Raw genomic sequence first — 14864 nt, forward strand, 5'->3', positions numbered from 1 at the left:
GATGAATCCTGGACGGCGAAGCTCGTTGCCGCCGGGCAGCAGAAGGCAGCAAAGAAACTCGGCGAAGAAGCCATTGAAGCCGTCATGGCTGCTGTAGCGGGGGATCGCGCCAATCTTACCTACGAGGCGGCCGACCTCCTCTATCACCTTTTGGTCGTATTGAAGATAGCAGGCATTCCGTTGCAGGATGTGATGGCGGAGCTTGAGCGGCGTACGGCTCAATCCGGCGTCAAGGAAAAGGCCAGCCGGCAGAGTTCATGAGTATCGCGACGCAAATTCTCGGGGCGCCAGAAACGCTCGATCACTTCCAGGCGAATTCCTATTCGCCGTATAATTTCTTTTCTTCCGAGGAATGGGCGAAGTTCCGCGCCGACACGCCGCTCACGCTCACGGCCGAGGAGGTCGCGAGGTTGCGCTCGATGGGCGATCCGGTCGATCTCGACGAAGTCCGGCGCATCTACCTCTCGCTGTCGCGTCTGCTCTCCTCACATGTCGAATCATCGCAATTGCTCTTTGAACAGCGCAACCGGTTCCTCAGCTTGTCCGACGTGACGAAAACACCATTCGTCATCGGCATCGCCGGCTCCGTCGCCGTCGGTAAATCAACGACCGCGCGTATCTTGAAGGAACTGCTGCGGCGCTGGCCATCGAGTCCAAAGGTCGACCTGATCACGACCGACGGCTTTCTGCATCAAAACGCAGTACTCGAGCGGGAAAACCTTATGCAGCGCAAGGGCTTTCCCGAAAGCTACGACACAGGCGCCATCCTGAAATTTCTCTCCGCGATCAAGGCCGGACAGCCGAATGTGAAGGCGCCCGTCTATTCTCATCTGGTCTATGACGTCGTTCCGAACGAATACACGATCATCGACCGGCCCGACATCCTGGTTTTCGAAGGCATCAACGTTCTGCAGTCGCGCGACCTTCCGGCCGACGGCAAGATCGTGCCGATGGTTTCCGACTTTTTCGATTTCTCGATCTACATCGATGCCGAAGAAGAACTGATCCACAACTGGTATGTCACACGCTTCATGCGTCTGCGCGAAACCGCCTTCCGCGATCCGAATTCCTATTTCCATCGCTATGCCTCGATCAGCGAAAAAGAAGCGCTTTCCATCGCCGAAGGTCTTTGGGCCAACATCAACCTGAAGAATCTCCGGCAGAACATCCTGCCGACCCGCCCACGGGCTGATCTGATCCAGCGCAAGGGCGAAAACCACCTCATCGAGCAGGTCGCGCTCAGGAAGCTCTAGCCGGATTCACGGATCCCCCCGCCTTAACGTCAGATTGATCCGCCCGCCATTCTTGAGCAGCGTCGAAGTTGCCGGATAGATGCGGTCGACGCCGTGAAAGCATAAACGCCCTTCGCCCCCAAGAACCACGATATCGCCGCTGGCGAGTTTGACCGACCGCGTGCGGTCTGTGCGGGAAAGCCCGCCGATGCGGAAAAGACAACTGTTGCCGAGGGAGATCGAAACGACAGGCGCCTTCAAATCCTGCTCGTCCCTGTCTTGATGCAGACCCATTCTTGCGTCGTCCGAATAGAAATTGATCAGGCAAGCCTGCGGCGGTTTTTCGCAGTCGGAAACACCGTTCCAGATGTCGAGCAAGACGTCCGGCATCGCCGGCCACGGCCTGCCGGTGACAGGATGCGTCGATTGATAGCGGTAGCCGCGCTCCTTATCGGTGACCCAGCCCAGTGGACCGCAATTGCTCATCCGGACCGACATCGGTTTGCCCGTGCTCGGCATCACGGGCACGAAAAGCGGAGCCTCAGCGACGATGCTGCGGATCATTTCCACGAGCGCTTCCTGCCGGGCGCGGTCCAGATATTCCGGAAAGTGACGGACGCCGGTCGAAAGCTCCGTCATATCATTCTCCGCCGGGACGGCCGCGCATCTTCTTCACTTCGGCGCGCCCGGATTTTTCCTTCAGGCGGCGTTCGATCGAGCCTTTGGTCGGTTTCGTTTTCTTGCGCGGTGGCGGTGGGGGCTTGGCGGCCCCAAGGATCAGTTCCTTGAGGCGTTCTCGCGCATCCTCGCGATTGCGATCCTGGCTGCGAAAGCGGCTTGCCTCGATCATCAGCACGCCCTCTTTCGACATGCGCTTGCCGGCAAGCTTGATGGCATTCGTCTTGACGCGATCGGGAAGCGAAGGTGAATTGGGGATATTGAAGAACAGCTGGACGGCCGTCGAAACCTTGTTGACATTTTGGCCGCCGGGGCCACCGGCCAGAACAAATTGTTCCGTCAGCTCCCATCCAGCGATGGTGATCCCGTCGTTGATATAGAGCGCGTCGCTGGCCATGCGGGCTTCTATCTCATATCCGCGGGAATTTTAAAACACGCAAAGAAAAACCCGGCGGAATGGGCCGGGTTTCACGTGAATCATCAATATTTTAGAACCTATTCGGCCGCAGCCTTGATGCCGGGCGCCGCATCGCGCACGCCGCCGTCGACATGTGCCTCAAACTTCGCGAAGTTCGAAATGAACATGGAGACGAGCTTTTCTGCCTGAATATCATAGGCTGCACCGTTGGCCCACGTAGAGCGCGGATCGAGAATACCGCTTTCGACGCCAGCGACAGTCACGGGCACCGCGAAACCGAAATTAGGATCAATGCGGAAATCTGCCTTGGCCAGTTCGCCGGAGAGCGCTGCCGACAGCAAAGTACGTGTGGCCTTGATCGGCATGCGCTTGCCGGTACCATAAGCACCACCCGTCCAACCGGTATTGACAAGCCAGCATTCAACACCGTGGCGATGGATGAGTTCTTTCAGCAGATTGCCATATTCGGTTGGATGACGCGGCATGAACGGCGCACCGAAGCAGGTCGAGAACGTCGCTTCTGGTTCCGTCACTCCCTTTTCCGTGCCGGCGACCTTTGCGGTGTAGCCGGAAAGGAAGTGATACATGGCCTGATCCGGCGTCAGACGCGCGATAGGCGGCATGACGCCGAAAGCATCCGCCGTCAGCATGATGATCGTTTTCGGATGCGCGGCAAGGCCCGTCTTCGAGGCATTGGGAATGAAATTCAGCGGATAGGCGCAGCGCGTATTTTCCGTCAACGAGCCATCGTCGAAATCGGGCTCGCGCAGTTCGTTGAGCACGACGTTTTCCAGTACCGTGCCGAAACGCTGCGTTGTCGCGTAGATTTCCGGCTCCGCCTCCGCCGAAAGACGGATTGTCTTGGCGTAGCAGCCGCCTTCGAAATTGAAGATGCCGTTTTCGCCCCAGCCATGCTCGTCGTCTCCGATCAGGGTGCGCGACGGATCAGCCGACAGCGTCGTCTTGCCGGTGCCGGAGAGGCCGAAGAAGACCGCAGAATCGCCATCCGGGCCGACATTAGCCGAGCAATGCATCGGCATGACACCCTTTGACGGCAAGAGGTAGTTGAGTACGGTGAAGACGGATTTCTTCATCTCTCCAGCATAGGATGTGCCGCCGATCAGCACGAGACCGTTCGTCAGGTCGCATGCAATAACCGTCTCGCTGCGGCAGCCGTGACGCTTCGGATCGGCCTTGAAGCTCGGCAGATCGATGATCGTCAGTTTCGGCACGAAGGATGCAAGGGCAGAAAGCTCCGGACGGATCAGAAGATTGCGGATGAAAAGCGAGTGCCAGGCAAATTCCGTCACCACACGCGTCGGCAGCGAGTAGTTCTTGTCGGCGCCGCCGATCAGGTCCTCGGCGAAAAGCTCCTTGCCGGCGGCATGCGCCAGCATATCCTGATGCAGCAAGGCAAAATGCTCCGGCGACATCGGCTTGTTGTTGTCCCACCAGATTTCGCCGTCGGTATTGGCATCGCGAACGACGAATTTGTCGCGTGGCGAGCGGCCGGTATGTTGTCCCGTCAATGCACGAAGGGCGCCTTGGGCCGTCAGTTCGGCTTCACCGCGGCGAATCGCTTCTTCATAAAGGGAGGCGGCGGTGAGGTTATAGCGGACGCTTTTTGCGCCGCTCAAACCAATCGTCGCCAGCGTTATCGCCGGGTTGTGAATTCCGAACGTCTCCATGGCTTTTCCTTTCGTCCAAGGCTTCCGCCGTTAAAACCAAGAGCAAAACTACGGTGACCAATTTTAAAAAGCAATAGTGCAAAATGGCGAAAATATAATGATATCAAATAATTAATCGATTTAAATTTCCTTCGTGTATTTTAAATCGTTTGAATTATGCGTTTGGGTTTGGTTTTCGCCGCGCCACGTGCGTCCACCATTTGCACATTGCAGCAATGCCTGCCCTTTATCTTTGCCACAATTTGTTCCACCTTTATCCTCCATAAGCGCCTCCGGTCGTTGGGCCGGCCTGGGGACATCAGACATTCCGGGAGATGCGCATAGATGACGGAGATGAACACCATGGCGACAATCGCGCTCGTTGACGACGACCGCAATATCCTGACTTCCGTGTCGATCGCACTGGAAGCCGAAGGATACAAGGTCGAAACCTATACGGATGGCGCCTCGGCCCTCGATGGCCTTATCGCGCGCCCTCCGCAACTCGCTATCTTCGATATCAAGATGCCGCGCATGGATGGAATGGAGCTCTTGCGCCGGTTGCGGCAGAAATCCGATATGCCGGTGATTTTCCTCACGTCCAAGGACGAGGAGATCGACGAACTCTTCGGCCTGAAGATGGGTGCCGATGACTTCATCACCAAGCCATTCTCCCAGCGACTGCTCGTGGAACGGGTCCGCGCCGTGCTTCGCCGGGCTTCCAGCCGGGAAACAACGACGGTTGCTGGCGCTGGCGCCGCGCCAAAAACAGGCGCTGCCCAGCTCGCGCGCTCACTCGAACGCGGCCAGCTGGTGATGGACCAGGAACGCCATACCTGCACATGGAAGAGCGAACCGGTGACGCTGACGGTAACCGAGTTCCTGATCCTTCACTCGCTCGCACAACGGCCGGGCGTGGTGAAAAGCCGCGACGCGCTGATGGACGCGGCCTATGACGAACAGGTCTATGTCGACGACCGTACCATCGACAGCCACATCAAGCGGCTTCGCAAGAAATTCAAGATGGTCGATACCGACTTTGATATGATTGAAACGCTTTACGGAGTGGGGTACCGCTTCCGCGAAGCAGCCTGACGCCTGTCGGCGCGGCGCATGAGTATTGTCGAGGGCTGGAGGCGGGAGACCGCCACGCCCTCCGAAAGGGCCTGTCGTTGGCACAGTTGGTGCAGGAAAGGGATTTGGATGATGCGGAAGGCTTGAGCGGCCGCCGTGTCAGGGGAAGGCGCTGGTCGCATCCCTTCACCATCATTCGCCGCATCTTCGGCAATGCGGTCTTTTCGAGCCTGACGCGCCGCATCCTCTTCTTCAATCTCGCAGCACTGCTCGTCCTTGTCGGCGGCATTCTTTACCTCAACCAGTTTCGCGAGGGCCTGATCGACGCCCGCGTCGAGAGCTTGCTCACGCAGGGCGAAATCATCGCCGGTGCGGTTTCGGCATCGGCCTCCGTCGATACGAACTCTATCACCATCGATCCGCAGAAGCTTCTCGAACTGCAGGCCGGGCAGAGCATTACGCCCGTCCCGAATGATGAGGATCTTGAATTCCCGATCGATCCGGAAAAGGTAGCACCGGTTCTCAGACGGTTGATTTCGCCCACGCGGACGCGTGCCCGCATCTTTGATGCCGATGCCAACTTGCTTCTCGATTCGCGCCATCTCTATTCGCGAGGTCAGGTCTTGCGCTTCGACCTGCCGCCGGTGGAGGAAGAGAAGCAGACTTGGGCTGAATGGCTTACAACCCTTTTCAACAAGGCGCTCCAGCCTGGAAATCTGCCGGTCTACAAGGAAGCGCCGGGTGGCGACGGGTCGATCTATCCGGAAGTGATGAATGCGTTGACGGGAGTGCGCGGCGCCGTTGTACGCACCACCGACAAGGGCGCACTCATCGTCTCTGTAGCTGTCCCGATCCAGCGTTTTCGTGCCGTTCTCGGCGTTCTGCTGCTTTCGACGCAAGCCGGTGACATCGACAACATCGTTCATGCCGAACGCTTGGCGATCATGCGCGTCTTCGGTGTGGCGACACTCGTCAATGTTCTGTTGTCGCTGGTTCTTTCTTCGACCATCGCCAATCCGCTTCGCCGTCTCTCGGCTGCGGCGATCCGCGTCCGGCGCGGCGCAAAGGAGCGCGAGGAAATCCCGGATTTCTCAGCCCGCCAGGACGAGATCGGCAACCTTTCGATCGCGCTCCGCGAGATGACTACCGCACTTTATGACCGTATCGATGCGATCGAGAGCTTTGCCGCCGATGTCAGCCACGAGCTCAAGAACCCACTGACCTCGCTTCGCAGCGCCGTGGAAACGCTGCCGCTAGCCAAGTCGGACGATTCCAAGAAGCGGTTGATGGATGTGATCCAGCACGACGTCCGCCGCCTCGATCGTCTCATCAGCGATATCTCCGACGCCTCGCGCCTCGATGCCGAACTTGCCCGCGTCGATGCTCGATCCGTCGATCTCGAGGTGTTCCTCAGCGATCTGGTGGAGGTTTCAAGGCAGATTCGCCACAAGAATAAAGAGGTACAGATCGAGCTCGCGATCGAACGCAAGCCCGGCGTCAAGACGCGCTTCGTCGTCAATGGTCATGATCTGCGTATCGGTCAGATCATTACCAACCTCATCGAGAATGCCCGCTCCTTCGTTCCGGATGAAGGCGGCAAGATCACCGTCCGGCTGTTCCGCACCCGGTCGCGCTGCATTGTCTATATCGAAGACAACGGTCCGGGCATCCAGGCCGAAAATATCGACCGCATCTTCGAGCGCTTCTATACCGACCGGCCCGAGTCAGAAGGGTTCGGGCAAAATTCCGGTCTTGGCCTGTCGATCAGCCGTCAGATCGCAGAGGCCCATGGCGGCTCGTTGCGTGCCGAAAACATCATCGATGCAGAAAGGGCAGATGTGCTTGGCGCCCGCTTCATTCTGGCCCTCCCCGCAGTCTCGGTGTCATCATGACGGGCGCAACTTTCAACATCAACGCCACGGCGATCGTCGTCAACAAGACCGGCCTGCTCTTTGTTGGCCCCTCCGGCTGGGGTAAATCCATGCTGGCATTCACGTGCATCACGGAAGCCAAACGGATGGGGCTGCCCGCCTCACTGGTCGCCGACGATCAGGTATTTCTGTCGAAACGCGACGGACAGATGATCGCTGAACGACCGTCCGCAATCTCTGGTTTGATCGAGCTGCGCGGTACCGGCATCGTCAAGTGCGAAAGCGTTCCGCTCGCCCCGATGCATTATGCCGTGCTGCCCGGCAGTACGTCGGGCGAAAATCGTCTGCCGCCTGAAAACGACGTCGCTCAATTCGCAGAAGGCTTTTCGCTGCCGGCTCTGCGCTTGCTGCCAAACGCTCCAGTACCTCTCGCGATTTTGATGGCAATGGCACCGGACATCGGCCGATAATGCCTGCTGCATAGGCGCATTCGCCGCATATGCCTGCATTTTTATCTTGCACTTCGGCTTTTGATGGCCAAGATGTGCCCCCACCGGTGGACGCGATTGCTGCGTTGCGATATTGGGGCCACCGTTTATATGCCATTGGGAGCAGTTGAATCATGATCGGACTTGTGCTTGTCACTCATGGCAAGCTGGCTGAAGAGTTTCGTCATGCTGTAGAGCATGTCGTCGGTCCTCAGAAATTTATCGAGACGGTCTGCATCGGCCCCGAAGACGATATGGATCAGAGACGACAGGATATCCTGCAGGCGGTCTCTAGCGCGGACGACGGCCACGGCGTCGTCATCCTGACCGATATGTTCGGGGGTACTCCTTCCAATCTCGCTATTTCGGTCATGAGCAGCGGTCATACCGAAGTGATTGCCGGCATGAACTTGCCGATGCTGATCAAACTTGCTGGCGTGCGTGGCGAAAACAACATGGAAAAGGCGCTCGTCGAAGCGTCGGAGGCCGGGCGGAAATACATCAACGTCGCCAGCCGCGTTCTGAGTGGCAAATGATGAAAACAAGTCCCGCCATGACCTCGTTTTCCCGGGAACTGCTCATCGTAAACAAGCGCGGCCTTCACGCGCGCGCCTCCGCCAAATTCGTCCAAATGGTCGAAACATTCGACGCTGCCGTTACTGTCTCCAAGGACGGAATGACAGTCGGCGGCACCTCGATCATGGGCTTGATGATGCTTGCCGCGAGTCCGGGCACGACAGTTCTCGTTTCTGCGAGCGGCAATCAGGCGGCCGAAGCGCTGAACGCATTGGATCAATTGGTTCAGGACAAGTTCGGCGAAGAAATGTAGCCTTCCAGGCTTCATATAAACATATAAAGACTTCTTTATATCCTTATTGCCATCGCATGCGAAGCCTGCTACACGGCGGGCATGGCCGTGCGTCAATGCACGCGTTCGAGCTATCGCGCCGTCAACTGCGCGCTTATGAGACGCTTTTCAGCTGGAGACCTCGATGAGCACTGAAAGAGATTATGTCGTCGCCGATATCGGTCTGGCGGATTTCGGCCGCAAGGAAATTTCGATCGCCGAAACTGAAATGCCGGGCCTCATGTCTTGTCGCGCCGAATTCGGCCCGTCAAAGCCGCTGAAGGGCGCGCGCATCACCGGCTCGCTGCACATGACGATCCAGACGGCCGTTCTGATCGAAACGCTCGCCGCGCTCGGCGCAGAAGTCCGTTGGGCTTCCTGCAACATCTTTTCGACCCAGGACCATGCCGCTGCCGCAATCGCCGCATCGGGCGTACCGGTTTTTGCCGTCAAGGGCGAGTCGCTCGAAGATTACTGGGTCTACACCGACAAGATCTTCCAGTGGGCCGATGGCGGCCTCTCCAACATGATCCTCGACGATGGTGGCGATGCCACCATGTACATCCTGCTCGGCGCGCGTGCCGAAGCCGGCGAAGATGTACTCTCGCACCCGCATTCCGAAGAAGAAGAGATCCTCTTCGCACAGATCAAGAAGCGTCTTGCCGCTTCACCGGGCTGGTTCACGAAGCAGCGTGATGCGATCAAGGGCGTCACGGAAGAAACCACCACCGGCGTCAACCGCCTCTACCAGCTCAGCCAGAAGGGTCTGCTGCCTTTCCCGGCGATCAACGTCAACGACTCGGTCACCAAGTCGAAATTCGACAACAAGTATGGCTGCAAGGAATCGCTGGTTGACGGCATCCGGCGCGCCACCGACGTCATGATGGCCGGCAAGGTTGCCGTCGTCTGCGGCTATGGCGACGTCGGCAAGGGGTCAGCGGCATCGCTTTCGGGCGCCGGCGCCCGCGTCAAGGTCACCGAAGCCGATCCGATCTGCGCGCTGCAGGCAGCGATGGACGGTTACGAAGTCGTGCTGCTCGAGGACGTCGTCTCGTCTGCTGATATCTTCGTCACCACGACCGGAAACAAGGATGTCATCCGCATCGACCATATGCGTCAGATGAAGGACATGGCGATCGTCGGCAATATCGGCCACTTCGACAATGAAATCGAAGTCGCGGCACTCCGTAACCTCAAGTGGACGAATGTGAAGCCGCAGGTCGATCTGATCGAGTTCCCGAAGGGCAATCGCATTATCCTTCTTTCGGAAGGCCGCCTGCTCAATCTCGGCAACGCGACAGGCCATCCGTCCTTCGTGATGTCGGCCTCCTTCACCAACCAGACACTGGCGCAGATCGAGCTCTTCACCAAGCCCGGGCAGTACGAAAACAAGGTCTATATTCTGCCGAAGCATCTCGACGAGAAGGTTGCCCGCCTGCACCTCGACAAGCTTGGCGTGAAACTGACGCAGCTTTCTGAAGAACAGGCCGCCTATATCGGCGTGTCGCCGAAGGGTCCTTTCAAGTCCGACCACTACAGATATTAACCTCGGCAACAATATCCACAACATCTTGGGGATGCCGCATTGACAAATGCGGCATCCCTATTTTTTGGGTCCCACCTTCCCGCCGATTCCCTTCCGAAGTATTGTTCTAGAACTCGATTCGTGGCGCGGAGGTATCCGGTTTGCCCGAAAATGGGATGTCTTGTCGTGATGCGGCACATTGAAGGACGGAGACATACCGCTGATGTCGGAAATGAATCACAGCCTGCCGGGACAGGCGGACGAGGGCGCTTGGCCTGACATCCGTTCACACGAGGCAGGCCAAAAACATACGGCCAGAAAAGCCGTGAAGCAAAGCTCGGGGTCACTGACGCGGCTCGCGAGGATTTGCGCAGGCGGAACGGCAATCGCAGCATTGGCGCGGCCGGTGCTGGCCCAGGTCGAATCCGAAGCAGCAGCATCCGCACATCTTTTCACATCTTCGCAGGTCGTCGGCTTTTCCGTCGTGATCGGCGTCATTTCCGCAGCCCTGCTTTCAACTCTCTGGCTCGTGCGTCAGCGCGGTAATCTTGAAAACGAAAGCCGTGAAATCCGCTCCGCCCTTTCCGATGCGCATCAGCGCATTTCTCAATACCAGGCGCTGATCGCCGACAAAAATCGCCGCATCGTCGTCTGGGACGGCGATGAGCGGCCGGAACTGCTTGGCCAGCTCCCAGCCGAAACCGGTGCGCCGCAAGACAGCGAATTCCTGGCGTTCGGCCTCTGGCTGAAACCCCGTTCCGCTACAGAGCTCGAAAGAGCGATCGATCGTCTGCGTGGAGTTGCACAGAGCTTCGATATGGTCGTCGAAACCAGTCGCGAAGAAATCCTCGAGGCGCAAGGCCGGGTTTCCGGTGGCCGCGCCTTCGTGCGTTTCGTGGCGCTCAACAACCTCCGCGCCGAGCTTGCCGAATTGAAGATCGAGCGCGACCGGCTGATGTCCTCGATCTCGGCCTTCCAGAACCTGCTCGATGCGATCGACCTGCCCGCATGGCAGCGCGATACCGAAGGGCGCCTTACCTGGGTCAATCAGGCCTATGGCGATGCGGTCGAGGCGACGTCGCCCCAGCACGCGATCAATGAAGGGCGGGAATTCCTGACGACGGTCGCCCGAGAACACATCCGCGTTGCGGCGACGCCCGAATCACCCTTCCACGACAAGATTTCGACGGTCGTCCGCGGCAATCGCACCTTTTTCGACGTCGTTGACGTGAAGTTGCCAAGCGGTTCGGCGGGAATCGCGATCGACGTTTCTGAAGCCGCATCCGTCCGCGCCGAGCTCGAGCGGACGCTGAAAAGCCATGCCGAGACACTTGACCATCTTGCGACGCCTGTAGCGATCTTCGATGGCGAGCGCCGTTTGCAGTTTTATAATCAGGCCTTCGTCGCGCTCTGGGAACTCGATATCGCTTTCCTCGAAAGCAAGCCCGACAACGCCGAGTTGCTGGAGCGATTGCGCGCCGCAAAGAAGCTTCCCGATCAGCTCAACTGGAAAAGCTGGAAAGAAACCGCACTTTCCGTCTATCGGGCACTCGATACGCAAACGGACCTCTGGCATCTGCCGAACGGTCAGACACTGCGGGTCTTTGCGACTGCACATCCGCAAGGCGGCGCAACCTGGGTTTTCGAGAATTTAACCGAACAGGTCGCTCTCGAAACGAGATACAACACACTGGTGAAGGTCCAAGGCGAAACGATCGACCATCTCTCCGAAGGCGTCGCCGTTTTCGGAGCCGACGGCCGTATTCGCCTTTCGAACCCGGCCTTCCGTATGCTCTGGGGCATTACCGAAGCCGACGCCAAGCCGGGAACACATATTCGTGCGATCGGCGAAACGTGCTTACCGTCCTATGACCGGCCGGACGGCTGGAAAACCTTTGGGGAGCTGATTACCAGCTTCGATGACGAACGCCGTTCCAGTCAGGGAACACTGGAATTGCTCTCTGGCCTTGTGCTGGACTACGCCGTCATTCCGCTGCCAAACGCCCAGACGATGCTGACTTTCGTCAACATGACCGACAGTGTCCGCGCTGAGCGTGCGCTGACCGAGAAGAACGAGGCGCTGCGCAAGGCCGACGAGCTGAAGAACGATTTCGTCCAGCATGTCAGCTATGAGCTGCGCTCACCACTGACCAATATCATCGGTTTTGCCGACCTGCTGCGCACCCCGAGTGTCGGGCCGCTGAACGAGCGTCAGGCCGAATATATCGACCACATTTCGACCTCCTCGTCCGTGCTGCTGACGCTGGTCAACGATATTCTCGATCTTGCCACCGTCGATGCCGGCATTATGAGGCTCAACTATTCGGAAATCGACCTCAACGATCTTCTTGATGATGTCTCCATGCAGATTGCCGACCGGCTGCAGGAAAGCGGCGTGACGCTGGAGATCACAGCGCCTGCCTATCTTGGTTCGATCGTCGCCGATCCCCAGCGCTTGAAACAAATCCTATTGAAGCTGCTTTCCAATGCTGCGAATTTCTCACCGGAAGGTGCGGCAATCGCTCTCGAATGCCATCGCGAGGGCACGGATTTCGTGTTCTCCGTCAGCGACCGCGGCCCCGGTATTCCGCAGGACATGATCGCGACAGTCTTCGATCGTTTTGCCACGGGCGCAAAAAGCGGCAAGCGCGGCGGTGCAGGCCTTGGCCTTTCGATTGTGGACAGTTTCGTCAGCCTACATAACGGCAGGGTTTCGATCGATAGCCAGCCGGGCAAAGGCACGAAGGTTATTTGCCGGATTCCCTCGGTCAACCTGCCGCATTCCGTCGCAGCAGCAGAATGATCACGAAGGACGGCACAATCTCCCTTTTCCTGGAAGACGAGGCGGCAACAATCCGCCTTGGGGAAGATTTGGCGCTCGCGCTGAAGGCAGGTGATTGCCTGGCACTTTCGGGAGATCTCGGCGCCGGAAAATCATCCCTTGCCCGTGCGTTTCTGCGCGCCATGGCGGATGACGAGCGGCTTGAGGTCCCGAGCCCGACATTTACGCTGGTCCAATCCTACGATTTGCGGTTTCCGGTTTCGCATTTCGATCTCTACCGCCTCGCTGATGGGGCGGAGTTGGAGGAACTCGGCTTCGACGAAGCGCTTCAGAACGGTATCTGCCTTGTCGAATGGCCAGAAATGGCAGAAGACGAATTGCCCGCCGATCGTATCGTGATGAAACTTGAGCATGAAGGCAGGGGCCGGCGGGCAACGATTTGCGCACCGCCCGCACAGATGCAGAGAATCCGCCGCGTCCTTGCAATCCGCACTTTTCTCGCCAAAGCCGGGCACCCGATCGCAAAACGCCGCTTCCTGACGGGTGATGCATCGCTGCGCGCCTACGAAGCGGTCTATCCGGATCAGAAGAGCCGCAAGATACTGATGGATTGGCCGCCGCTTCCCGAGGGACCGGCCGTACTCGACGGAAAGCCTTATCCGAAGGTTGCCCATATTGCCGAGAATGCCTATCCCTTCGTTGCAATTGCCAATGTGCTGCGCGAGAAAGGCTTCGCAACGCCAGAGATCTACGAGGTCGACTATGCTGAGGGCATTCTGCTGATCGAAGATCTCGGCAGCGATGGCGTGCTCGATGAGGGCGGCAAGCCCATCGCCTCGCGTTACCGACAAAGTGTCGCCTGTCTTGCGCATTTGCACGGGATGAAGATACCGCAGGATATCCGCGTCACCGATAACCACATCCACCACGTTCCCGATTTTGACCGCACCGCCATGAAGATGGAAGTGCGCCTTGTTCTCGACTGGTATCTCCCCTGGAAGCGCGGTACAGCCGCCAGCGATGCCGAGCGTGAGGAATATCTGGCGATCTGGGATAGGCTCATCGATGAACTCGCATCGGCAGAAAAAAATCTGTTGCTCCGGGACTTTCATTCCCCAAACATCATCTGGCGCGAAGGACAAAAAGGCATTCAGAAGATCGGCCTCATCGATTTTCAGGACGCCATGATTGGCCCGACCGCCTATGATCTTGCATCCATCGTGCAGGATGCGCGCGTCACCATCGAACAAGCCCTGTTCAGGCAGCTCATGGACGACTATTTGGCTTTTCGCAGCGCACAGGGCAATTTTGACGAAGCCGGCTTCCTGAAAAGCTGGGCGATCATGTCGGCGCAGCGTAACTGCAAGCTTGCCGGTCTCTGGGTGCGGCTATTGCAGCGCGACGGAAAGCCCGGCTATACGAAACACATGCCCCGCACGCTCTCCTATCTCCAAGTGGCGCTTGAACATGAAGCGCTTGCCCCCTTGCGCGATTGGTGCGCAAGGGCTGGAATAGGTTAGAGCGAATCATAAGTTCCGGATCAGATGACGATCAAACAAGCCATGGTGCTGGCTGCCGGCCTTGGCACCCGCATGCGCCCGATCACCGATACAATCCCGAAGCCGCTGGTGAAAATCGACGGCAAGCCGATGATCGACTATGCACTGGATTCGCTTGCAGAGGCAGGCGTTGAGAAGGCGGTCGTCAACATCCATCATCTCGCCGATCAGATGCTCGCACATCTGAATTCTTACGAAGCGCTTGATATTATCATTTCCGACGAGCGCGACCGACTGATGAACAATGGCGGCGGTCTGGCAAAGGGCCTCAAGCTTCTTGAGCGCGGCACAGTTTTCGTCACCAATGCCGATCTTTTCTGGATCGGTGAACGGGCCGACCGGCCGAGCAACCTCCGTCGATTAGCCGGATTCTTCGAAGCAAACAGCATGGATATGGCCATGCTCTGCGTCAAACTCGCGGATACGACCGGCCACAATGGCAAGAATGATTTCAACCTCGCCCCAGATGGCAGGCTTACCCGCTATCGTGAAAGCGGTCCGAACCCCGTCGTCTATGCCGGTGCAATCGTCATGGACACATCGTTTCTGGACGATGCTCCCGCCGATGACCCGTTCAATTTCAATATCTATTTCGACAAGGCGATCGAGCGCGGACGGCTTTTTGGCATGATGCTCGAAGGCCATTGGCTGACGGTCGGCACGCCGGAGGCGATCGGCGAAGCGGAGGAAACGATCCGGCGCTTCCGGACGTTTGTGTAACGG

15 protein-coding genes are annotated in these 14864 nt (G+C 58.0%); 11 read left to right on the forward strand and 4 right to left on the reverse strand.

Features of this window, described 5'->3' with window-relative positions; genetic code table 11:
* Positions 1-261, forward strand: a 261-nt coding sequence (locus C9413_RS01725; protein WP_170250132.1) for a phosphoribosyl-ATP diphosphatase, incomplete at its 5' end; no start/stop codon positions are given.
* Positions 258-1253, forward strand: a complete 996-nt coding sequence (coaA, locus tag C9413_RS01730; RefSeq protein WP_170250133.1) for a type I pantothenate kinase — start codon at positions 258-260, stop codon at positions 1251-1253. The genes C9413_RS01725 and coaA, both read left to right, overlap by 4 nt.
* A 6-nt stretch (positions 1254-1259) precedes the next feature.
* On the opposite strand, the gene C9413_RS01735 is transcribed toward coaA, so the two are convergent.
* From C9413_RS01735 to C9413_RS01750, 4 genes are all read right to left on the reverse strand, one after another.
* Positions 1260-1871, reverse strand: coding sequence for an alpha-ketoglutarate-dependent dioxygenase AlkB (locus C9413_RS01735; RefSeq protein WP_170250134.1), 612 nt, complete (start codon positions 1869-1871; stop codon positions 1260-1262).
* A gap of 1 nt (position 1872) precedes the next feature.
* Complete coding sequence (arfB, locus tag C9413_RS01740; protein WP_039843428.1) at positions 1873-2307, reverse strand: alternative ribosome rescue aminoacyl-tRNA hydrolase ArfB; 435 nt, start codon at positions 2305-2307, stop codon at positions 1873-1875.
* A gap of 98 nt (positions 2308-2405) precedes the next feature.
* Positions 2406-4016 (reverse strand): phosphoenolpyruvate carboxykinase, encoded by a 1611-nt coding sequence (locus C9413_RS01745; protein WP_039843427.1) that lies wholly within the window; start codon positions 4014-4016, stop codon positions 2406-2408.
* A 120-nt stretch (positions 4017-4136) separates the two neighbouring features.
* On the reverse strand, positions 4137-4280 hold the full coding sequence (locus tag C9413_RS01750; protein WP_170250135.1) for a hypothetical protein: 144 nt from the start codon (positions 4278-4280) through the stop codon (positions 4137-4139).
* A gap of 78 nt (positions 4281-4358) precedes the next feature.
* Here C9413_RS01750 and C9413_RS01755 point away from each other — a divergent pair, with 78 nt between their 5' ends.
* From C9413_RS01755 to C9413_RS01795, 9 genes are all read left to right on the forward strand, one after another.
* Positions 4359-5090 carry a response regulator transcription factor gene (locus C9413_RS01755; RefSeq protein WP_194730257.1) on the forward strand — a complete coding sequence of 244 codons (732 nt, stop codon included), beginning with the start codon at positions 4359-4361 and terminating at the stop codon, positions 5088-5090.
* Between the two features lie 77 nt (positions 5091-5167).
* A complete protein-coding gene (locus tag C9413_RS01760; protein WP_039843425.1) occupies positions 5168-6961 on the forward strand; it encodes a sensor histidine kinase in 1794 nt (597 codons plus the stop codon).
* Entirely contained in the window at positions 6958-7410 is a 453-nt protein-coding gene (locus C9413_RS01765; RefSeq protein WP_039843424.1) for a serine/threonine protein kinase, read from the forward strand. The genes C9413_RS01760 and C9413_RS01765 overlap by 4 nt, the downstream gene beginning before the upstream one ends.
* A 152-nt stretch (positions 7411-7562) precedes the next feature.
* Positions 7563-7964, forward strand: a complete 402-nt coding sequence (locus C9413_RS01770; protein ID WP_039843423.1) for a PTS sugar transporter subunit IIA — start codon at positions 7563-7565, stop codon at positions 7962-7964.
* Between the two features lie 17 nt (positions 7965-7981).
* Positions 7982-8257 carry an HPr family phosphocarrier protein gene (locus C9413_RS01775; protein ID WP_039846553.1) on the forward strand — a complete coding sequence of 92 codons (276 nt, stop codon included), beginning with the start codon at positions 7982-7984 and terminating at the stop codon, positions 8255-8257.
* 163 nt (positions 8258-8420) lie between these two features.
* Complete coding sequence (ahcY, locus tag C9413_RS01780) at positions 8421-9821, forward strand: adenosylhomocysteinase (protein ID WP_039843422.1); 1401 nt, start codon at positions 8421-8423, stop codon at positions 9819-9821.
* 202 nt (positions 9822-10023) lie between these two features.
* The gene (locus tag C9413_RS01785; RefSeq protein ID WP_039843421.1) at positions 10024-12603 is read left to right on the forward strand and encodes a PAS domain-containing sensor histidine kinase; all 2580 of its coding nucleotides are present in this window, start codon (positions 10024-10026) and stop codon (positions 12601-12603) included.
* Positions 12600-14102 (forward strand): tRNA (adenosine(37)-N6)-threonylcarbamoyltransferase complex ATPase subunit type 1 TsaE, encoded by a 1503-nt coding sequence (tsaE, locus tag C9413_RS01790; protein ID WP_170250136.1) that lies wholly within the window; start codon positions 12600-12602, stop codon positions 14100-14102. The genes C9413_RS01785 and tsaE overlap by 4 nt, the downstream gene beginning before the upstream one ends.
* 24 nt (positions 14103-14126) lie before the next feature.
* A complete protein-coding gene (locus tag C9413_RS01795; protein ID WP_039843420.1) occupies positions 14127-14861 on the forward strand; it encodes a nucleotidyltransferase family protein in 735 nt (244 codons plus the stop codon).
* Positions 14862-14864 lie beyond the last annotated feature (3 nt).

The sequence above is a fragment of the Rhizobium sp. SEMIA 4085 genome, from assembly GCF_013004495.1.
Classification (GTDB): Bacteria; Pseudomonadota; Alphaproteobacteria; order Rhizobiales; family Rhizobiaceae; genus Rhizobium; species Rhizobium gallicum.

Coding starts and splice junctions, on each gene's coding strand:
- C9413_RS01755 (WP_194730257.1), top strand. CDS start 4,359: ATGGCGACAATCGCGCTCGTTGACGACGACCGCAATATCCTGACTTCC.
- ahcY (WP_039843422.1), top strand. CDS start 8,421: ATGAGCACTGAAAGAGATTATGTCGTCGCCGATATCGGTCTGGCGGAT.
- C9413_RS01735 (WP_170250134.1), bottom strand. CDS start 1,871: ATGACGGAGCTTTCGACCGGCGTCCGTCACTTTCCGGAATATCTGGAC.
- C9413_RS01765 (WP_039843424.1), top strand. CDS start 6,958: ATGACGGGCGCAACTTTCAACATCAACGCCACGGCGATCGTCGTCAAC.
- C9413_RS01750 (WP_170250135.1), bottom strand. CDS start 4,280: ATGGAGGATAAAGGTGGAACAAATTGTGGCAAAGATAAAGGGCAGGCA.
- C9413_RS01770 (WP_039843423.1), top strand. CDS start 7,563: ATGATCGGACTTGTGCTTGTCACTCATGGCAAGCTGGCTGAAGAGTTT.
- C9413_RS01745 (WP_039843427.1), bottom strand. CDS start 4,016: ATGGAGACGTTCGGAATTCACAACCCGGCGATAACGCTGGCGACGATT.
- C9413_RS01785 (WP_039843421.1), top strand. CDS start 10,024: ATGTCGGAAATGAATCACAGCCTGCCGGGACAGGCGGACGAGGGCGCT.
- tsaE (WP_170250136.1), top strand. CDS start 12,600: ATGATCACGAAGGACGGCACAATCTCCCTTTTCCTGGAAGACGAGGCG.
- coaA (WP_170250133.1), top strand. CDS start 258: ATGAGTATCGCGACGCAAATTCTCGGGGCGCCAGAAACGCTCGATCAC.
- C9413_RS01795 (WP_039843420.1), top strand. CDS start 14,127: ATGACGATCAAACAAGCCATGGTGCTGGCTGCCGGCCTTGGCACCCGC.
- C9413_RS01775 (WP_039846553.1), top strand. CDS start 7,982: ATGACCTCGTTTTCCCGGGAACTGCTCATCGTAAACAAGCGCGGCCTT.
- arfB (WP_039843428.1), bottom strand. CDS start 2,307: ATGGCCAGCGACGCGCTCTATATCAACGACGGGATCACCATCGCTGGA.